The sequence below is a fragment of the Corynebacterium sp. AOP12-C2-36 genome, from assembly GCF_052379185.1.
Taxonomy (GTDB): Bacteria; Actinomycetota; Actinomycetes; order Mycobacteriales; family Mycobacteriaceae; genus Corynebacterium.
Genome location: NZ_JBQSYJ010000014.1, coordinates 17,269 through 36,987 on the forward strand (window position 1 = coordinate 17,269; position 19,719 = coordinate 36,987).

Consider the following 19,719-nt stretch of genomic DNA (forward strand, 5'->3'; position numbering starts at 1 on the left):
AGAGGGAGGAGAGTGGGCGTGCGCCCCCGGTCTAGTTCTTGTGGAGGTCCTCGTTGAGCTCCACCGAACCGCTGCGACGGGCCACGGCCTCGACCGCGCCGGACACGGAGTTGCGGCGGAAGAGCACGTTGGAGACACCGGAGAGTTCGGAGGCCTTCACGGTGGCGCCGTCCTCGACGCCGAGGGCGCAGGCGACGTCGCCGGAGACCACGGCCTTGGTGCCGAAGGTCACGTACAGGCCGGCCTCGACCACGCAGTCGTCGCCGAGGGAGATGCCCAGCCCGGAGTTGGCGCCGAGCAGGCAGCGCTCACCCACGGAGATCACGGCCTTGCCGCCGCCGGACAGGGTGCCCATGATCGAGGCGCCGCCGCCCACGTCGGAGCCGTCGCCGACGACGACGCCGCCGGAGACACGGCCCTCGACCATCGAGGAGCCCAGGGTGCCGGCGTTGAAGTTCACGAAGCCCTCGTGCATCACGGTGGTGCCCTCGGCGAGGTGGGCGCCGAGGCGGACACGGTCGGCGTCGCCGATGCGCACCCCGGACGGCACCACGTAGTCGACCATGCGCGGGAACTTGTCCACGGACAGCACGGTGACCCGGCCGTGGCGGCTCAGGCGGGCGCGGGTGGCCTCGAAGCCGTCGACGGCGCAGGGGCCGAAGTTCGTCCACACCACGTTGGCGAGCTTGCCGAAGATGCCCTCCAGGTTGCAGCCGTGCGGGCGGATCTCACGTCCGGAGATCAGGTGCAGACGCAGGTAGACGTCGGCGGTGTCGGTGGGGGTGGCGTCCAGGTCGTCGATGACGGTGGAGACCACGGTGCGCCGGACGCCGCGGTCGGCGTCCTCGCCCTCGAGGTGGGTCAGGTCCAGGGGGGCACCCGGTGCGGCCCCGAGGCCGAACTCGGGGTACCACACGTCCAGGACGGTGTCGTCTGCGGTCAGTGTCGCGATTCCGGTTCCGTAAGCGGCAGTCATGGTGAGTCAGTCTACCCGGACCCGGGTGGGCGCACGGCCGGTACCCGGTGTGCTGCTAGGCGCCGGCGGTGGCTTCCTCAGCCTCCCTGGCCTCCGTGCGCGCGTGGTGGCGGGTGACGTAGAGCCCCAGCAGGCTGACCGCGGTGAACGCGATGGCCACGGTGACCACCTGGTCGCGGGCGGTCTCGTCGAAGAGCATCAGCACCGCCAGGCCGACCAGGGCCACCAGCGTGATGATCGGCAGCACGGGCCAGGCCCACATTCGCACCTTCAGGCTGCCCTCGGCCTCCAGCTGCGGTCGCAGCCGCAGCTCGCTGAGCACGATGATGAACCAGATCACCAGCAGGCAACCGCCCACGGCGTTGAACAGGATGTTGATCAGGTTGTCCGGGCCCCAGACCTGCAGACCGACGGAGACGAAGGCGAAGACCAGGGAGCAGACCACCGCGGCGGTCGGCACCTTCTGCGCGGAGACCTTCCGAAACATCTTCGGGGCATTGCCCTGGTGGGCGAAGGAGAAGGTCAGCCGGGAGGTGGCGTAGATCTGCGCGTTGAACGCCGACAGCAGCGCCAGCACGATGATCGCCTCCATGAACCCGACCACGCCGGGGACGTCCGCCATGGCCAGCACCCGGGTGAACGGGGAGTCCGCGGCACTGTCGGCCTCGTCGAGGGTGGAGACGTTCAGCAGGGCGACGATCACCAGGATCGAACCCAGGTAGAACACCGAGATGCGCCACACCACGGCACGCACCGCGGCGGTGATCGCCTCGCTGGGCTTCTCCGACTCCGCGGCGGCGATCGTCACGATCTCGATACCGCCGAAAGCGAAGGCGACGGCGAGCAGACCGGCGGCGATGCCGGAGATGCCGTAGGGGGCGAAGGGCGTGAAGTTGTCGACGCCCACCGCCTCGTGGCCGGGCAGCAGGCCGAAGATCAGCAGCGCGCCGACGACCAGGAAGAAGACGATGACGGCGACCTTGACGAAGGAGAACCAGTACTCGAACTCACCGAAGCCACGCACCGAGGCCAGGTTGATCACGGTGAACAGCACCACGCAGATCAGCCCGGGGATCCAGCCGTCCACGCCGAACCAGTTGCCCATGATCGCCCCGGCACCGGTGATCTCGGTGCCCATCACCATGATGAGCATGAACCAGTACAACCAGCCGGTGGAGAACCCCGCCCAGGGGCCGAGGGCCATCTTCGCGTAGGTGGCGAAGGTGCCCGAGGCCGGACGTGCCGCGGCGAGCTCGCCGAGCATGCGCATCACGAACACCACGATGATGCCGGCGACGATGTAGGACAGCAGGACGGCCGGCCCGGCCGCCTTGATGCCCACCCCGGTGCCGAGGAAGAGACCGGCGCCGACGGCGGAGCCCAGTCCCATCATCGTGAGGTGCCGGACCTTCAGGCTGTGCCCGAGATCCCTGTTTCCGGCCTCGGCCGGGTCGGCCCCCTGCGGATCGGAGGGTTGGCCGGCGGGGGAACCGGCGTGCTGTGTACTCATAGGTTCAAATTCTCGCACACTGGGCAGGCGGTTTCCGGCACAGGTCGTTAGAGTGAGGGCACGATGAACAATTCGACTCCCCCCGTCAACGACCATCCCACCGAACTGACCCTGTCCGGCCTGACCGGCTCCCCGGTGGAGCTGACCCGGGCGCTCGTCGACATCCCCAGCGTCTCCCACGAGGAGAAGGACATCGCCGACGCGCTGGAGCGGGTGCTGGGCGAACTCGCCGCCCAACACGACCACGTCACCGTGGACCGCAACGGCAACACCCTGGTCGCACGGACGAACCGGGGCCTGCCCACCTGCGTCATCCTGGCCGGGCACATCGACACCGTCCCGGTGGCGGACAACGTCCCCTCGGTGCGCCGGGCGGACGGGGAGGGCCGCGACGCCATCCACGGGCTCGGCTCGGTGGACATGAAGTCCGGCGACGCGGTCTACCTGCACGCCTTCGCGACGCTGGCCGGCTCGCCGGAGCTGGCCCACGACCTCACCCTGGTGCTCTACGAGGGGGAGGAGGTCGCCACCCGCTACAACGGGCTGGGCCACCTCGTCACCGCCCACCCCGAGTGGCTGGTCGGCGACGTCGCCCTGCTGGGCGAGCCGTCCGGCGCGGTCATCGAGGCAGGGTGCCAGGGGACGCTGCGGCTGCGGGTGACCGCCCACGGCACGCGCGCGCACTCGGCGCGCGCGTGGCTGGGCGACAACGCCGCCCACCGGCTCGGCGGGGTCATCGCACGCATCAGCGACTACACCCCCCGCGACGTCACCATCGACGGCTGCACCTACCGCGAGGGCCTCAACGTGGTCCACCTGGAGTCCGGGGTCGCCACGAACACCATCCCCGATGAGGCGTGGATGTTCGTCAACTTCCGCTTCGCCCCGGACCGCTCCGGCGAGCAGGCGCTCGCCCACACCCTCGACGTCCTCGGCGTGGGGACGCCGGACGCCCCGGCCGAGGGCTTCAGCGTCGAGGTCGACGACCTCGCGCCGGGTGCGCTGCCCGGGCTCAGCCAGCCCGCGGCGCTCGCCCTGGTGGACGCCACGGGTGGCAACGTCCGCGCCAAGTACGGCTGGACCGACGTCGCCCGGTTCTCCTCGCTGGGGATCCCCGCGGTGAACTTCGGGCCGGGCGACCCCGGACTGTGCCACACCCCGCAGGAGAACTGCCCGGTGGAGATGATCGAGACGGTGAGTGACCAGTTGATCGACTACCTGACACGAAAGGCACGGTAAGCACGGTGAGCAGAGAGAATCCCCAGCCGTTCACGTTCCAGGGACCGGTGGTGCGACGGGGCATCGACGGGGTCTACCCGAACACCCCCTACCCGCGGTCCACGACCGACCAGCGTCTCCTCGACGAGCAGCCGAACACCGACTGGCTGCACGCCGACCCGTGGCGGGTCATGCGCATCCAGTCGGAGTTCGTGGAGGGCTTCGGGGCGCTGGCCGAGCTCCCCAAGGCAGTGACGGTGTGGGGTTCCGCACGCGTCGCCGAGGACCACCCCTACTACGCCACGGGGTGTGAACTGGGTCGCCGCCTCAACGAGGCCGGCTACGCCGTGATCACCGGTGGCGGTCCGGGGCTGATGGAGGCACCGAACCGGGGTGCCGCCGAGAGTGGTGGACTGTCCGTGGGGCTGGGTATAGAACTGCCCCACGAACAGGGACTGAACTCCTGGGTGAACCTGGGCCTGAACTTCCGCTACTTCTTCGTGCGCAAGATGATGTTCCTGAAGTACGCCCAGGCCTTCATCTGCCTGCCGGGCGGATTCGGCACCCTCGACGAACTCTTCGAGGCCCTGGTGATGGTGCAGACCGGCAAGGTCCGCCAGTTCCCGATCGTGTTGCTCGGCTGCGACTTCTGGAGCGGCCTGGTCGACTGGATCACCTCACGGCTGGTCGACGAGGGCATGATCTCGGAAGGTGATCCGGACCTGTTCCTGGTCACCGACTCCCCGGAGGAGGCCGTGGCGTACTGCGTGGCCGCCCACCAGGGGCAGGTCGAGGAACTGGAGGAGAAGCGTGCCCGGTTGCTCCGGGAGCTCCAGGACCTGGAGAAGCAGGCCGGGGCCACCGGGGATCTCGGGTAACCTCGGCTGCCATGTACCTGCTCATCACCGTCATCGCCGCCCTGCTCGCGGGCCTGGTGCTGGTCTACCTCGTGCTCGTGGTCTTCGACCGTGAACCGGCGGCACCGGGAAGCACCCGGGCCGAGCGACTGGCAGGCAAGCGGGACGCCGCCCTGCGGATCGAGGGGCTCACCGCCCAGCTCGCCGAGCGGGACGCCACGATCGCCGACCTCCGGTCCGACCTGGGGACCGCCCCGGGTGATACCCAGGCCACCGACCACGAAACCGAGGAGAAGCTCCTGTGAAGAGGATCCCGAACCTACCTCGTCCCACCCCGGAGATCACCGTCGGTACCACGGTGACCGGCAGCGACGTGGTCGACTGCCGGGTGCTGGTCGACGAGAAGTCCACAGCGGACCTCGCCGCGGACCTTGCCGCGGACGGGGTCTGGGAGGTCCGTGTGCCCGCTGAACCCACCGCGTTGACCGACCTCGCCGAACTGGCCGATGAGCCACGCCTCGGCGACGACGGCTGGCGGGCCGCCGGAGCCGTGCTCAGCCGCCGGCTCAGCACGCTGATCGACGCCCACCCGGTGCGCGCCAAGCGCCACACCGTCCAGATCCGGGTGCCCCGGACCGCCACGGTCCAGAACCTGCGCAACCTCGCCATGGGCATCGTGTTGGGCGGCCGGTCCATGGTCGTGACCAGGAAGGACGCCGCGGCGGAGGTGCGTTCCGTGCACCTCGACGTCAGCGATGTCAGCGGTTCCGACGGTAACGGTTCCGACGGTGGCGATGTCGCCATGGTCAAGCGGGTGGAGGACGCGGTGCACCGCGGTCGGGTGCTCGGAGCGGCGACCATGATGGCCCGTGACATCGACGCGGTGCCCTCGCCGACCGCGACCTCGGTGTGGTGGCGACGCAAGGCCAAGGCCGTGCTCGGCGACGTGCCGGGCACCCGGGTGAAGACCCACGGGCGCGGTTGGCTGCAGCGCAAGGGGTTCGGCGGCCTGCTGGCCACCGCCTCGGCAGGGACCAGCGTCAACGACCCGGACGGTGAGGACGAGGTCGGGCTGGTCGAGATGTTCTGGGACCCGGCGGCCGCCGAGGGCGACCTCACCGACGAGCGTCCGGACGTCCTGCTCGTCGGCGGGGCCACCGTGCCCGCGGTGATCCGTGCCCTCGCCGAGCTCAAGGGGCCGAAGAAGGTCGTCGGCCTGGTCCCCGTGCACGGCTACAGTCCGCCGGCGTCCGTCCCCGGGCGGGCGAAGGCCGTCATCGAGCACGTCAACGGCACGACCACGCAGATCCCCGGGTTCAGCGGGGCCGCGGAACGCGCGGAGGTGTGCCGGCGGCTGGCCGCCGCCGACGCGGTGGCCTACGGCGTCCAGCGCTACCGGCCGCGCCGCGTGGTCGTCGTCGGCGCGCTCACCACGGCGTCGAAGTCGGCGCTCGGGGAGCTCACCGGTGCCGTCAGCGGTGACCCGCGCGACGCCCAGGCCGTCCGGCGCGTCACGCTGCGTGGCGCCCGTGTCGGTGAACGGTGGTGGCCGCTGCCGTCGCCGACGCACCTGGAGAAGAAGGTCAGCACCCGCGAGGCCGACGTCACGGTGGCCTCCGACGGGCCGGAGGCCCTGGTGGCGCCGCTGTTCCTGCGACGTTTCGCCGCCGGTGTGCCCTGCACGGTGCTCGACACCACGGGCCCGTCGTGGTCCGAGTCTGTCCGTGGCGAGGTGGACCGGGGTAGCTCCGGGTTCGCGGCCAGGACTCTTGTAGAGTGGTTCCGGAAGTAGCCGACCCGGTGCTTCCCAGTCCCGTTTCTGACTAGTCCCGCAACCGAGGGGAGACCTCGCACCCGTGCTCTCTGATGTCATCGACCTGCTCGCCGACCCGGTGGACGGCACCCTGTTGCGCGCCGGTGACGACGCGTGGAAGACCCTGGTGTCCGACTCCGGCCACAACTACGACGTGGCCCGCCAGGGGTACGTCACCCTCGCCGGTGGCGCGGGCCTGCGTTACTCCGGCGACGACGCCGAGATGATCCAGGCACGCGAGACCTTCCTGTCCGGCGGACACTTCGCCCCCTTCGTCGAGGCGATCACCGACAACGTCGGTCACGCCCTCGACGACGCCGGGGTCGCCGACGACGCGCACCCCTCCGTCGTGGAGATCGGTGCGGGCACCGGCTACTACCTGTCGCACACGCTGGACTCCATCGTGAACTCCCGGGGTGTGGGCATCGACGTGTCCGTGCCGGCAGCCAAGCGGCTGGCGTCCTGCCACCCGCGCATCGGTGCCGTCGTGGCCGACGCCTGGTCACGTCTGCCGTTGCGCGACGGCGTCGTCGACGCGGTGACGGTGATCTTCGCCCCGCGTAACGCCGCCGAGTTCGCCCGCGTCCTGTCCCCGGAGGGGCAGGTGGTGGTGTTGACCGCGGACGCCGGGCACCTCGCCGAACTGCGTGAACCACTGGGCATCATCGATGTCGAGGAGGGGAAGGTCGAGCGGATGATCACCCAGGCGTCCGGGCACCTGGTGCCGGTGGGGGAGCCGCAGAACGTGGAGTTCGAGATGAACCTCGACCAGGCGTCCATCGCCGCGCAGATCGGCATGAGCCCGTCCGCCCGCCACATCCACCCCAAGGTGCTCGCCGAGCGGATCGCCGGGTTGCCCGAGACGATGACGGTGACTGCCCGCGCGGCGATCACCCGTCTGAAGCGCGACCCGCAACTCGGCTGAGTCGAGGGGGTCGACTCCGGGGCCTATTCGCCGGGGTCGACCCCTGCGGCGAGGTCACGGTCGGCCAGCACGGCCTCGCGGATGAGCTTCTCCTGCTCCTCCGGGTCGTCCAGGTGGGCGAGCTGACGCTGCAGCTGGCGTCCCAACGACTCCATCGCCGACAGCACCCTGGCGCCACCGGTGGCACGTACGGCGAACCGGTCGAAGGAACCGGGACCGGTCAGCGCGGTGGTCAGTGAGACCAGCCCGCCGTCGGCGAAGACCTCACAGACCGGGCCGTCGACGAAGATGGTCAGTGTGTCGCTGTCGGCGTCGGCGAGCGGGGCCGACCGGGTGTCACCGTCGCGGGTGACCGAGACCTCCTCACCGGAGTGGGTGATGCCGAGCAGGACGTTGCCCTCGGTGTCCAGCACGTCGACGGTGGCCGAACCGCTCTCCACCGACAGCTGGGCGGTGTAGACCGCCGCACGGTCGGTGTAGGAGCGGACCGCGGTGGGGAGTCCGATCACGTCCTGGTAGAGGTGTCCGTCACGCAGGCTGAGGAAGCGCGGCACCGACAGGCAGTTCGCCCACGTCGCCGGCTCATCGCCGTCCTCGCTGTGCGGGAAGGCGCCCACGAGCCCGGAGAGCACCGGTCGGGTGCCGTGCACCAGGCGGGGCCGGGTGAAGTCGTGGCCGTGGTCGAGGACCTGGAAGTCCGTGGCGGTGCGGAACGTGGTCCCGTCGAGGTCCCCGACGATGTAGCCGGTCGTCTCGCCGGACTTCGTGCCGGCCGCTCCGTCCGTGCCCACGGCCAGGCTGTCGTCCGGGTAGGTGATGAACAGGACCACCCGGTCCTGGCCCGTGCCCAGGTCCGTCATCAGCGTGATGCGCGGAGCGTAGGGGCGTCCCTCGGGGACGGACTCGCCGACGAAGGTGAGCTCGCCGCGTACCGTCCAGGACTGGCGGTCGGGGGAGTCCAGCACCACGATGCGGGCGTCTTCGTCGTCGACGAGGTCGAGGGCGAGCATCGTCCACCCCTCGCCCCGGCGCACCACCGACGGGGTGGCGAGGTTGTGGACGGGGAACGCGGAGTCGTCGACGTCGACGGCGCCGAGGCGCTCGACGAAGGGGGAGACCACGCTGGGGTCGTCCGACACCTCGGTCGTGGCGGACGCCAAGTCGGCGATGCGTGCGCGCTGGAGGGTGAAATCCCGTGCCCCACGGCGGCCGTGGGCGACGACGTTGGACTGCAGGGACGACGGCGCGGCATCTGCGGCGTCGGCAGCGGCGGTGGTGGTCACGAAGAAGAGCTCCACCCCGTCGTCCACCGGTACGGCGGACCCGGCGAGGCAGTCGATCTCGTCGTCGCGGGGGATGAGGACGTCGTCGCACACGTCCCAGCCGTAGGGGATCCCGGAGGCGACCTGGTGGGCCCACCGGGCACCGGCGTCAGGTCGTGGCCGGAACTGGTGGAAGACATGGAGGGACTCTCCCCGGCTCAGGGCTCCGGCTGGGGCCTCGAGAACGCCGACTTCCGCGGTGACGTGTAGTTCAGGTCTGTAGCGGTTCACGGCATCCCTGTATACCACCGTTAGCAAAGTCGGGGCCGTGGAATCGTCTCCACCGTCGCCGCCGTCCGGACTACCGTGCGGCGTGTGTGGTGATCACGGTGCACCCGGCGCCCAGGGGCAGACGGGCCACGGTGACGTCGTCGAGGGAACGCAGGTGTTCCTCGGCGTCGGCGGCGGCGCGGGTCTGCCGGTCCGAGTTCTCCGGGTCGCCCAGGGAACCGTCCAGCAGGGAGTCCAGCAGGACCAGGATGCCGCCGGGGCGCAGGACCGGCAGCGCGGCGTCCACCGTCGCCGTGAGGTGCTCCACGGCCGACTGTGAGACGATGATGTCGTAGGAGGAGGTCGCCAGCCGCGACACGCCCACCAGGGGGGCGGAGGGCAGGAACCGGTACGCGTTGGAGCGCACCCCGGCGGCGTTGAACGCCGAGCGTGCCAACGCCTGGTGTTGGACCTCGGGGTCGATGCAGGTGACGTGGCCCCCGCCGGGCAGCCCGGCGAACAGGTGCAGGCCGATCACCCCGTAGGCGGGGGACATGACCACGGCCGTGGGGGAGGTGCTGGTGACCTGCGCCGCCAGGAACGTGAGGAACTCGCCGGTCATGGCGTCCGGCTTGAGCAGCCCGTACTCGTTCGCCGAATCGCGGGCGGCGTCGAGTGTCTCGTCGGTGGCGGCCGTGCTGTTGACGTAGTCGCGGACGGCGTCGAGGGCGGAGCTGGATTCTGCGTTCACGGCTGTAACTCTAGGTGTGTCGGGGAGTCCTGGCGGTGACCGCCCCCGGCGAGTCGCCACAGCTCGCGGACAACGTGGGAACCGTGGATACCAGTGTGAACATTGTGCCTGGAGGGGTGCCGCAGCGGTATTGCCACCGAGGGTAGGTAACCGATATATTTAACGACGAAGTCAATTGCTGCCTGGTCCTCTTGGTGAGTCCGCCTTAACCTCACAGGAAAACCGAAGCGACCAGGTACTCCGTGGCAATGCACGTGCGTGAGGATGGATATCATGAACACCGCAGCAGACCCCGGCACCACCGGGGCGACCGACGCCTTCGACCGCGGTGAGGGCGACATGCCGAGCTGGAGCGAGCTGGTGCAGGAGCACGCGGACAGCGTCTACCGGTTGGCCTACCGGCTCAGCGGTGACCGGCAGGACGCCGAGGATCTCACGCAGGACACCTTCATGAGGGCGTTCCGGTCGCTGAAGTCCTACCGTCCAGGCACGTTCTCCGGGTGGCTGCACCGGATCACCACGAACCTCTTCCTGGACATGGTCCGCCACCGCGGCACGATCCGGATGGAGGCCCTGCCGGACGACTACGACCGCGTGGAGGGCACCCGGCTCGGGCCGGAGCGGGCCTTCGAGATGAGCAACCTCGACCCGGCCCTGGAGCGGGCGTTGGACGATCTCAGCGCGGAGTTCCGCGTCGCGGTGATCCTGTGTGACGGTCTCGACATGACCTACGAGGAGATCGCCGACACCCTCGGGTTGAAGATGGGCACGGTCCGCTCACGCATCCACCGGGCGCGGACCCAGCTGAGGGCCAGTCTGGAGCGCTCCGCCGGCGAACTCAGCTACGTGCCGCAGTCTTAGCGCTATCATCGATGGCAACGAAGCCATTGAGTCCGTTGATGCCGGACGGCGCACGGTAGGTGCGAGGCCGACGAGGAGGTCCCAGTCATGTCGGAAGTCGGGCGACTGTCAGATGTCGGTCATCTGACCCCAGAGGTCGTTGCGGCGCTGGTCGACGGGGAATTGACCCGCGGCGCCGAACACCGGGCCCGGATTCACCTGGTGCACTGCGGGGAATGCCGTGAGGAGGTCAGGGCTCAACGCCAGGCCGCCGAGCGACTGCGGGGCAGCATCCCGATGGACGAGATCCACGTCTCGGGCAGCCTGATGAGCCGTCTGGCGCGCATCCCCGACGACTGCGACGGCACCGGCCCCGGGGAGCAGGACGCGGCGGCGGAGCATGACCCGGTGGGCATCGACGGGTGCCGCCGGCCGGACAGCCTGACCGGCCGGATGGCGGCCGCCGCGCGCAAGGTGCAGCGCCGCACGACGGGATGGACGGCCAATGGCCGCTCGAAGTCGCCGCGTCAGCAGGGGGAGGGCTAGGATCGAGATGTTGTCAGTACCGAGTGATCCGAGAGAGAGGCGTGGCAGGTGTTCTCCAGCGTCGGGTGGGTTGAGATCCTCATCATTGTCGTCGTGGGCATTATCGTCGTCGGGCCCGAGCGCCTGCCGCGACTGATCACGGACGTCCGCGCCCTGCTGCTCGCCGCTCGCAACGCCATCGCCGACGCGCGCAAGGAACTCGACCAGGACTTCGGGGAGGACTTCGAGGAGTTCCGCAAGCCGCTGTCGCAGCTCAACAGCGTGCGGCAGATGGGCGCCCGGGGATTCATCACCAAGACGCTGCTGGACGACGACGACAGCTTCCTCACGGACCTGGAGTCCTCGGCGAAGGACGTCACCGGCGCTTTCCGGGGGACCGGGTCGCGGATCTCGGGGCAGGCCCCGAAGAACCCGCCGCGTCCCACGGAGGTTCCCGCAGAGCCCGCTGCAGACCCCGCCGTGGGTGCTCCGGATGCGGGGGCGGCGGATCCTCAGGCGGACGGCGGCTCGGCAGGGGCCGTGGGCGGGGAGGAGCCCCGGGTGGAGCTGCCCCAGCAGGACGAGGTCGGTCAGTCCCGGGACTGGGGACGCTCCGGAAGCTACGACGACACGATGTAGGGCAACACACTTGTAGGCCAGACAGTTCAGGCGCCTCACCCGGCAAGGTGAGGCGCCTGAGACGTGTAGTGGTCGGCTACTGCCCGGCGACCCCGAGGTTCAGCTGACGCCCGGCCAGGGACTGCCGGCGGGTGGAGAGCTTGTCGGCGATCGCGCCGAGTGCCTTGCCCGCGGCCGAGTCCGGCTCGGAGATGGCGATCGGGTTGCCGAGGTCGCCGCCGATGCGCAGGTTCGGGTCCAGCGGGATCTGCCCCATGAGGGGAACCTCCCCGCCGGTGAGCTGGCTCAACCGGTCCGCCACGACCTGGCCGCCACCGGTGCCGAAGATGTCCATCCGGCTGCCGTCAGGCATGTCCATCCAGCTCATGTTCTCGATGACCCCGCCGATGCGCTGACGGGTCTGCTCCGAGATACTCCCGGCACGCTCGGCCACCTCGGCGGCCGCCGTCTGCGGCGTCGTCACGATCAGCAGTTCGGCGTTCGGCACGAGCTGTGCGACGGAGATCGCCACGTCGCCGGTTCCCGGCGGGAGGTCGAGCAGCAGGATGTCCAGGTCGCCCCAGAAGACGTCCGCCAGGAACTGCTGGATCGCGCGGTGCAGCATCGGCCCGCGCCACACCACCGGCGAGTTGCCCTCGAGGAAGTGCCCGATGGACATGATCTTCACCCCGTGCGCCTGCGGCGGGATGATCATGTCGTCGACCTGGTGCGGGCGGTGGTTCGAGCCCATCATGTGCGGCACCGAGTGACCGTAGATGTCGGCGTCGACGACACCGACGTTCAGCCCGCGCCGCGCCAGGGCGGTCGCGAGGTTCACCGTGACCGAGGACTTGCCGACACCGCCCTTGCCGGAGGCCACCGCGAAGACGCGGGTCGTCGACTCCGGCTGGGCGAAGGGGATGACCGGCTCGGAGACACCGCCGCGCAGCTGGGTGCGGAGTTCGCGACGTTGCTCGTCACTCATCACGTCCGTGGCCACCGTGACACTCTCGACCCCCTCCACGCTCTCCGCGGCCTCGCGGGTACGCGTGGTGAGCGTGGACTTCATCGGGCAGCCGGCGATGGTGAGGTAGATCTCGACGGCCACGGACGAGCCGTCGACGTCGATGGACTTGACCATGCCGAGTTCCGTGATCGGCTTGTTGAGTTCCGGGTCCTCGACAGTGTCCAGGGCGCTGCGAACTGCTGATTCAGTGACAGTAGACATTGACCCCGATGATACGCCCACCCCGATTCAGGGCCAATCACCGTGTGCGGTCAGCGGCCGCCGGCGGCCGTCTCGTCCCTGTCATCCGGCAGTTCGTCGTTGCGACGGTCCTCCAGCTTGTCCTCGATGCGGCGCAGCACGTCCCCGAGGTCGTCGAGTTCGCGGCGCAGGTAGTCGCGGGTCACGTTCTCGCCCACGGCGATGCGCAGTCCGGCGAGCTCACGGGCGAGGAACTCGGTGTCCGCCTTCGTCTCCTCGGCTCGCCGGCGGTCCTCGTTCAGGGACACACGGTCACGGTCGTCCTGCCGGTTCTGGGCCAGCAGGATCAACGGTGCCGCATAGGCGGCCTGCGTGGAGAACGCCAGGTTGAGCAGAATGAACGGGTAGACGTCCCAGTTCCACCAGAAGCCGCCGACGTTGAGGCAGATCCAGACGATCACGATGATCGTCTGCCACATCAGGTAGCGGCCGGTTCCGAGGAAACGGGCGACCTTCTCGGCGCCGACGCCCACCGCGTCGTCGTTGTAGGCGAACAGGCGGCGACGAGGCCCCGTCGACGGGGTGTCGAGGTCGGTCCGGGAGAAATTGTCGGGCATGGGGTGTCTCTTTCTCGTCAGGCGGACGGGGTGGTGGTGGCAGCCCGGCGGTTGCTGCGCCAGTCGTCGTCGCGCCAGTTCTCCGGCAGCAGGTGGTCGAGCAGGTCGTCGACGCCGACGACCCCGAGCAGGTGGGAGTCCTCGTCGAGGACCGGCGCGGAGACCAGGTTGTAGGTGGCGAAGTAGCGCGCCGCGGTCTCCTCGGTGTCCTCCGGGTGCAGCGCCGGAAGCTCGAGGTCGAGGATGCCGCCGACCAGGGACGACGGCGGTTCGCGCAGCAGCTTCTGCAGGTGCACGCACCCCAGGTAGCGCCCCGTCGGGGTGGCCTGCGGTGGGCGGACGACGAAGATCAACGAGCTCAACGACAACGGCACCTCGGGGTTGCGGGCGTGCGCCAGGGCCTCGGCGACGGTCGCCTGCGGGGTGAGGATGATCGCGTCGGAGGTCATCAGCGCACCGACGGTGTCGGGGGAGAAGCTCATCAGACGGCGCACCGGCTCTGACTCCTCCGGGTCCATCAGCTCGAGCAGGACGTCGGCCTTGTCCCCGGGCAGTTCACCGAGCAGGTCGGCGGCGTCGTCGGGGTCCATCTCCTCCAGGATCGTCGCGGCGCGCTCGATGTTGAGCACCTCCACGATCTCGGTCTGCTCGTCGTCGGGCAGCTCGGCGATGACGTCGGCCAGACGCTCGTCGTCGAGCTCGGCGGCGACGCGCAGCCGGCGTTCCCGGTCCATGTCGCGCAGGGCGTGGGCGACGTCCGCGTTGCGCATCGTGGCGAACTCGGCGATCAGCTCGGCGTCCATGTCAACCGGCCCGGTACCCGAGGCGGACAGACCGTGGACGTGGGTGAAGGGGATGACCGCCGGGGTGGTGCGCCGGCCCAGTCGTCCGCGGGTGAACACGGCCACCCGGCTGAGCTCCCACTCACGGGTCCGGGTGCGTTCCAGCTCCACGTCGGAGATCTCCACGGCCCGTCCGGCCAGGTGGCCGAACTCCGGGTCGTCGGTGTGCACCATCGCCCCGACGAGATCCTCCATCACCGAGATCTCACCGGCACGGGAACGGAAGGGACGCAGGCTCACCGAGCTGGTGTTGAGGGTGACCTCCTTCGGGTCGATCGAGGCGATGCGGCCCATGGGGAGGAAGATGCGGCGTTTCGCGCCGACCTCCGCGACGATGCCGAGAGCGACCGCGCGGGTGGAGCGGATGGTCAACACGACGTCACGGACGCGTCCGAGCGACTCGCCGTCCGCGCCGAGCAGGAGCATCCCGGCGAGACGGCCGGCGAAGAACCGTGTGGTGATCCGGCTGGGGTTCCTGCCGGCGTTCGCAGTGGAGTTCATGGAACTAGAGGTTACGGCACAGCTTCCTGTGACCGCGCCCTGAACCGGCCTGTACGGCTTCTTCCGGGACGCGCACTGCAGGTATTCTGGTGCGGATGTCGAGCTACTGCCGAATGAGCGGAAGGAAACCATGTCGCGTCTGATAGCCGGTGGCCTGTGCGGGGTCGCGCTCATCCTCGCGGTGCTGGGGAGCCCGTTGTGGATCCCCCATGCGGTGGCGGCGGTGGTGGCCACGGCCGGGGCGCTGCTCTCCGACCGTGCCCGGTGGTGGGGGATCGTGCCCTGGCTGGCGCTGGTGGGCGTGTATCTCGTGGCGTGGTGGTGAGATGGGTGTGAGAGGCTGGGCCGGTGGCGGACGAGACGATGGACAGGACGGGCGCATGAGCACTCACGGGAACACGGCACGTGCCGGACGGTGGACGCGCGCCGGCGCGCGCCGTACGGCGGTCGCGGCGTCGGTCCTCGTAGCGGCGGCAGGGGTGTCGTCCTGCACGGCAGGCGGTGTCACCGGCCCCGCGTCGGTGGCCATGAGCGAGGAGACCTCGGGTCCGGTGTACCTGGGGGTCACCGACGACACCGTCCAGCACCGGCTGGAGGACAGGTACCGCAGTGCCTTCGAGGCGGCGGGCCGGGAGGTCGAGGCCCGGGACGTGACCACGGGTGACCGGCTGGACAAGCTGCACAACGGCGAGGTCAGCGTGGTGATCGGTTGTGTGGGCGAGCTGCTCGACGAGCTCGACCCGGCGAAGGGCGAGGAGCTGCGGGGGCTCTACGCCGAGGCACAGGAGGAGGGTGCGGACGCCTCGCAGTGGCGCGACATCGCCCACTCGACGATGTTCTCGGCGCTGCCGACGGATCTGCAGGCCAGCGACCCCGGTGAGGTGGCGGCGTGCGACGACGACTCCCTGCCGCAGAACTTCGTCGCCGTCTACCGCAAGACCGCGCTGGACCGTCCTGACCGGCGGGCGTTGAACAACGTCGCCGGAGGGGTGTCCGACGACGACCTCGCCGAGGAGTCGTCCGACAGCTCCTAGCCGCCCGGACATGCCGGAGGCCCGGCGGGAACCTTTCGGTTCCCGCCGGGCCTCCGGCTTTTCCCCGCCCCCGGCCGGCGACGGCGGGGTGGGGACGCTACTTCGCGAACGCCTCGTTGAGCAGCTGCTCCTGCTCAAGCTTGTGGACCTTGGCCAGGCCGGTCGCCGTGGACGACTGGGCGCGGCGGGAGACGCGCTTCAGGCGCAGACCCTCGATACGCTCCGGCAGGTTGAGGGCCAGGAACGGCCACGGGCCCTGGTTGGCGGGCTCGTCCTGGACCCAGCGGTACTCGGCGTTCGGGTACCGGTCCAGGATCTCCTTGACACGGTTGTGCGGCAGCGGGTGCAGCATCTCCATGCGGGCGATGGCGACGTCGTCGCGACCGTCCTCCTGACGCTTCTTCTCGAGGTCGTAGTAGATCTTGCCCGAGCAGAACAGGACCGTGGTGATCTCCTCGTGCGTGGCGGCGGAGTCCGCCAGGCGCGGGTCGTCGAGCACGGAGCGGAAGCCCTTGACCTCGGTGAAGTCCTCCACCGGCGAGGTCGCGGCCTTGTTGCGCAGCATCGACTTCGGGGTGAAGACCACCAACGGACGACGCATCGTGCCCATGGCGTGGCGACGCAGCAGGTGGAAGTGGTTCGCCGGGGTGGACGGCTGGGCGATGGTCATCGAACCCTCGGCGGCCATCTGCAGGAACCGCTCGATACGGGCGCTGGAGTGGTCCGGGCCCTGTCCCTCGTAACCGTGGGGCAGCAGCATGATGACGCTGGAGAGCTGACCCCACTTCGCCTCACCGGAGGCGATGTACTGGTCGATGATGGTCTGGCCACCGTTGACGAAGTCACCGAACTGGGCCTCCCAGGCGACGACGGCGTCGATGTTGCCCACCGAGTAGCCGTACTCGAAGCCGAGACCGGCGAACTCGGTCAGCGGGGAGTTGTAGGCACGGAACGATCCGCCGTTGCCGGACTCCTCGGCGAGCTTCTCCAGCGGGCTGTAGGCCTCGGTGGTCTCGGAGTCGAAGAGCACGGCGTGGCGCTGGGTGAAGGTGCCTCGCAGGGAGTCCTCACCGGCCAGGCGCACGAGACGCCCGTCCTGGGCCAGGGTGGAGAAGGCGAGCAGCTCGCCGAAGGCCCAGTCGATGCCGCCCTTTCGGGTCATCTCCTGACGGCGCTTGACGACCGGCTTGACGCGCTGGTGGACGTTGAATCCCTCCGGGACGCCGGTGAAGGCGTCTCCGACGGCCTCGACGACCTCGCGGGAGACGGATGTGTCCAGCCCACGGGTCAGGGCCTGGGAACCGGCGATGCCGGTCTGCTCGGCCGGGGCAGTGCCCTTCTCGGCCTCGCGCACCTGGTTGAAGACCGTCTCCAGCTGGCCGTGGAAGTCGTCGGCGGCGCGCTGGGCGTCCTCCTCCGACAGCTCGCCACGTCCCACGAGGGTGTCGTGGTAGAGAGCGCGCACGGTGGAGCGGTCGTGGATGCGGTCGTACATCTCCGGCTGGGTCATCGACGGGTCGTCGGACTCGTTGTGACCGCGTCGGCGGTAGCAGACCAGGTCGATGAAGACGTCCTTGCCGAAGCGGCGACGGTACTCGACGGCCAGACGTGCGACCCAGACGACTGCCTCGGGATCGTCGCCGTTGACGTGGAAGATCGGGGCGTCGAAGCCCTTCGCCAGGTCGGTGACGTAGTGGGTCGAGCGACCGGAGTCCGGGGTCGTGGTGAACCCGATCTGGTTGTTGACCACGACGTGCACCGTGCCGCCGACGGAGTAGCCGTCGAGGCGGGCGAGGTTGATGGTCTCCTGGACGATGCCGAGGCCGGTGAAGGCCGCGTCGCCGTGCATCAGGATCGGCATGACCGGGTGCTCGGCCTGGCTGGTCGAGATGTCCTGGTGGGCGCGTGCGAGACCCTCCATGACCGGGTTGACCGCCTCGAGGTGCGAGGGGTTCGCGGTCAGGGTGATGTCGATGTCGTTGTCACCGAACATCTGGGTGTACTGGCCGGTCTGGCCGAGGTGGTACTTGACGTCACCGGAGCCGCCGGCGACGGTCGGCTCGATGTTGCCCTCGAACTCGGTGAAGACCTTGGAGTACGGCTTGCCCACGATGTTGGCCAGCACGTTGAGGCGGCCACGGTGGGGCATGCCGATGACGACCTCTTCGAGACCCTGCTCGGCGGCGGAGTCCACGGCGGCGTCCAGCAGCGGGATCAGCGACTCGGCACCCTCGAGGGAGAAACGCTTCTGGCCGATGTACTTGGTCTGCAGGAAGTTCTCGAAGGCCTCTGCGGAGTTCAGGGTCTGCAGGAGGTACTTCTGCTCGGGGTTGGACAGCTTGGGCTGGCCACCCTCGATCTGCTCCTCGAGCCACTGACGCTCGTCGTGGTCGAGGATGTGGGTGTACTCGGAGCCGACCTTCAGCGTGTAGGCGCGGCGCAGCGTGGCCAGCACCTCGCGGAGGGTCATCTTCTCGCGGCCGGCGAACCCACCCACGTTGAAGCTGCGGTCGTAGTCCCACAGGGTCAGGCCGTGGGTCTCGATCTCCAGGTCGGAGTGGTCGGGGACCGGCAGACCCGGCTGGGTCCACAGCAGCGGGTCGATGTCGGCGATCAGGTGACCACGGCTGCGGTAGGCCTCGATGAGCTGCATGACGCGGGTCGACTTGTCGACGCCGATGTTCGGCAGGTCCTGGCTCCAGCGCACGGGGGCGTAGGGCACGGCCATGGCGGCGAACAGGTCGTCCCAGAAGTCGTCGTTGATCAGCAGGCGGCTGATGTCGCGCAGGAACTCGCCGGACTCCGCACCCTGGATGATGCGGTGGTCGTAGGTGGAGGTCATGGTGACGAGCTTGCCGACACCCATGTCCGCCAGGCGGTCCTCGGACGCGCCGGCGAACTCCGCCGGGTAGTCCATGGCACCGACGCCGACGATGGTGCCCTGCCCGCGGGTCAGGCGCGGAACGGAGTGGCGGGTGCCGATGCCACCGGGGTTGGTGAGCTGGATCGTCACACCGCTGAAGTCGTCCATCGTCAGCTTGCCGACACGGGCACGGCTGACGATGTCCTCGTAGGCCTCGACGAAACCGTCGAAGGTCAGGGTCTCGCACTCGCGGATGGCGGCGACCACGAGGTTGCGGGCACCGTTCTTGCTGACCATGTCGATGGCCAGGCCGAGGTTGATGTGCTCGGGGGTGACCTGGACGGGCTTGCCGTCGACGAGCTTGTAGTTGTTGTTCATCGAGGGGTGGGCCTGGACGGCCTTGACCATCGCCCAGCCGATGATGTGGGTGAAGCTGATCTTGCCCTTACCGCGGGACATCAGGTGGTCGTTGACCATCGCGCGGTTCTCGAACATGAGCTTGGCGGGCATGTCGCGCACGGTGGTCGCGGTGGGGATCTCCAGGGAGATGTCCATGTTCTTGGCGATGGACTTCTGCGCTCCCTTGAGGGGGTGCTCGCCGGCGGTGGGTGCCTCGGCCGGGCCCTTGGGCGCCGGGGGAGCCACGCGGTCCGGAATCGGGTTAACCGATGCAGAAAGCGACTTCTTCGGGGCCACCGCGCCCTTGGGCTTACCGGGCTTGCCGGGCTTGGAGCCGCCGGTGCTGCTCGCCGCGGCCTTCGGCTCGGACTTCGACGGTCCGGTCGAAGCCTTGGCGGTCTTGGTCCCCTTGTCGGCGGACGTGCCGTCGTTCTTGGAGGTCGTGGAGCTCGGGGACGTCGTCCCCGATGCGTGGTCAACCTTGTCCGGCCGCTTGTTGAAGAGTTCCCGCCATTCCGGATCTACGGACTGGGGGTCTTCCTTGAACTGCTGGTACATCTGGTCGACCAGCCATTCATTTTGGCCGAAATTGGTGCTGTTCACAGCAGGTCCTCGCCTCATTTCATGATGTGGTCAATCTCGACGTTCCACCCTACTACAACACCAGTTTCCGTGACCGTGGTGGGGGAGG

At 69.2% G+C, this 19,719-nt stretch carries 18 protein-coding genes; 10 read left to right on the forward strand and 8 right to left on the reverse strand.

Annotated elements, in window-relative coordinates; translation table 11 throughout:
* Positions 1-31: 31 nt before the first annotated feature.
* Both dapD and ACT3UN_RS12300 read right to left on the reverse strand, forming a co-directional pair.
* Positions 32-976, reverse strand: coding sequence for a 2,3,4,5-tetrahydropyridine-2,6-dicarboxylate N-succinyltransferase (gene dapD / locus ACT3UN_RS12295; RefSeq protein ID WP_441582153.1), 945 nt, complete (start codon positions 974-976; stop codon positions 32-34).
* A gap of 55 nt (positions 977-1,031) precedes the next feature.
* Positions 1,032-2,486 carry an amino acid permease gene (locus ACT3UN_RS12300; protein WP_301442203.1) on the reverse strand — a complete coding sequence of 485 codons (1,455 nt, stop codon included), beginning with the start codon at positions 2,484-2,486 and terminating at the stop codon, positions 1,032-1,034.
* A gap of 111 nt (positions 2,487-2,597) precedes the next feature.
* Here ACT3UN_RS12300 and dapE point away from each other — a divergent pair, with 111 nt between their 5' ends.
* From dapE to ACT3UN_RS12325, 5 genes are all read left to right on the forward strand, one after another.
* Positions 2,598-3,725, forward strand: coding sequence for a succinyl-diaminopimelate desuccinylase (gene dapE / locus ACT3UN_RS12305; RefSeq protein WP_444657209.1), 1,128 nt, complete (start codon positions 2,598-2,600; stop codon positions 3,723-3,725).
* 5 nt (positions 3,726-3,730) lie between these two features.
* The gene (locus ACT3UN_RS12310; RefSeq protein ID WP_441579243.1) at positions 3,731-4,582 is read left to right on the forward strand and encodes a TIGR00730 family Rossman fold protein; all 852 of its coding nucleotides are present in this window, start codon (positions 3,731-3,733) and stop codon (positions 4,580-4,582) included.
* An 11-nt stretch (positions 4,583-4,593) separates the two neighbouring features.
* Complete coding sequence (locus tag ACT3UN_RS12315) at positions 4,594-4,866, forward strand: hypothetical protein (protein WP_301442204.1); 273 nt, start codon at positions 4,594-4,596, stop codon at positions 4,864-4,866.
* Positions 4,863-6,353, forward strand: a complete 1,491-nt coding sequence (locus tag ACT3UN_RS12320) for an aminopeptidase (RefSeq protein WP_441582152.1) — start codon at positions 4,863-4,865, stop codon at positions 6,351-6,353. The genes ACT3UN_RS12315 and ACT3UN_RS12320 overlap by 4 nt, the downstream gene beginning before the upstream one ends.
* Positions 6,354-6,417: 64 nt before the next feature.
* Positions 6,418-7,299 (forward strand): methyltransferase domain-containing protein, encoded by an 882-nt coding sequence (locus tag ACT3UN_RS12325; protein ID WP_301442206.1) that lies wholly within the window; start codon positions 6,418-6,420, stop codon positions 7,297-7,299.
* A 23-nt stretch (positions 7,300-7,322) separates the two neighbouring features.
* On the opposite strand, the gene ACT3UN_RS12330 is transcribed toward ACT3UN_RS12325, so the two are convergent.
* Both ACT3UN_RS12330 and ACT3UN_RS12335 read right to left on the reverse strand, forming a co-directional pair.
* Entirely contained in the window at positions 7,323-8,852 is a 1,530-nt protein-coding gene (locus ACT3UN_RS12330; RefSeq protein ID WP_441582151.1) for a GH32 C-terminal domain-containing protein, read from the reverse strand.
* 70 nt (positions 8,853-8,922) lie between these two features.
* On the reverse strand, positions 8,923-9,582 hold the full coding sequence (locus ACT3UN_RS12335; RefSeq protein WP_301442208.1) for an O-methyltransferase: 660 nt from the start codon (positions 9,580-9,582) through the stop codon (positions 8,923-8,925).
* A gap of 273 nt (positions 9,583-9,855) precedes the next feature.
* On the opposite strand from ACT3UN_RS12335, the gene sigE reads away from it, so the two are divergent.
* The 3 genes from sigE to tatB all read left to right on the forward strand — a co-directional run bounded on the left by sigE (position 9,856) and on the right by tatB (position 11,586).
* Positions 9,856-10,443 (forward strand): RNA polymerase sigma factor SigE, encoded by a 588-nt coding sequence (sigE, locus tag ACT3UN_RS12340; protein WP_441579246.1) that lies wholly within the window; start codon positions 9,856-9,858, stop codon positions 10,441-10,443.
* Positions 10,444-10,530: 87 nt separating this feature from the next.
* Complete coding sequence (locus ACT3UN_RS12345; protein ID WP_301442209.1) at positions 10,531-10,968, forward strand: anti-sigma factor; 438 nt, start codon at positions 10,531-10,533, stop codon at positions 10,966-10,968.
* A 48-nt stretch (positions 10,969-11,016) separates the two neighbouring features.
* Complete coding sequence (gene tatB, locus ACT3UN_RS12350; RefSeq protein WP_367620294.1) at positions 11,017-11,586, forward strand: Sec-independent protein translocase protein TatB; 570 nt, start codon at positions 11,017-11,019, stop codon at positions 11,584-11,586.
* Between the two features lie 76 nt (positions 11,587-11,662).
* On the opposite strand, the gene ACT3UN_RS12355 is transcribed toward tatB, so the two are convergent.
* From ACT3UN_RS12355 to ACT3UN_RS12365, 3 genes are read right to left on the reverse strand one after another with little or no spacing between them, the layout of a single operon-like run.
* On the reverse strand, positions 11,663-12,793 hold the full coding sequence (locus ACT3UN_RS12355) for an Mrp/NBP35 family ATP-binding protein (protein WP_301442210.1): 1,131 nt from the start codon (positions 12,791-12,793) through the stop codon (positions 11,663-11,665).
* 50 nt (positions 12,794-12,843) lie between these two features.
* A complete protein-coding gene (locus ACT3UN_RS12360; protein ID WP_301442211.1) occupies positions 12,844-13,389 on the reverse strand; it encodes a DUF1003 domain-containing protein in 546 nt (181 codons plus the stop codon).
* 17 nt (positions 13,390-13,406) lie between these two features.
* Positions 13,407-14,732, reverse strand: a complete 1,326-nt coding sequence (locus ACT3UN_RS12365; RefSeq protein ID WP_301442212.1) for a magnesium transporter MgtE N-terminal domain-containing protein — start codon at positions 14,730-14,732, stop codon at positions 13,407-13,409.
* A gap of 130 nt (positions 14,733-14,862) precedes the next feature.
* On the opposite strand from ACT3UN_RS12365, the gene ACT3UN_RS12370 reads away from it, so the two are divergent.
* Positions 14,863-15,057 carry a hypothetical protein gene (locus ACT3UN_RS12370; protein ID WP_301442213.1) on the forward strand — a complete coding sequence of 65 codons (195 nt, stop codon included), beginning with the start codon at positions 14,863-14,865 and terminating at the stop codon, positions 15,055-15,057.
* A gap of 55 nt (positions 15,058-15,112) precedes the next feature.
* Positions 15,113-15,766, forward strand: a complete 654-nt coding sequence (locus ACT3UN_RS12375) for a hypothetical protein (protein WP_301442214.1) — start codon at positions 15,113-15,115, stop codon at positions 15,764-15,766.
* 97 nt (positions 15,767-15,863) lie between these two features.
* Here ACT3UN_RS12375 and ACT3UN_RS12380 read toward each other — a convergent pair whose 3' ends face one another.
* On the reverse strand, positions 15,864-19,631 hold the full coding sequence (locus tag ACT3UN_RS12380) for a multifunctional oxoglutarate decarboxylase/oxoglutarate dehydrogenase thiamine pyrophosphate-binding subunit/dihydrolipoyllysine-residue succinyltransferase subunit (RefSeq protein WP_444657201.1): 3,768 nt from the start codon (positions 19,629-19,631) through the stop codon (positions 15,864-15,866).
* Positions 19,632-19,719: the final 88 nt, after the last annotated feature.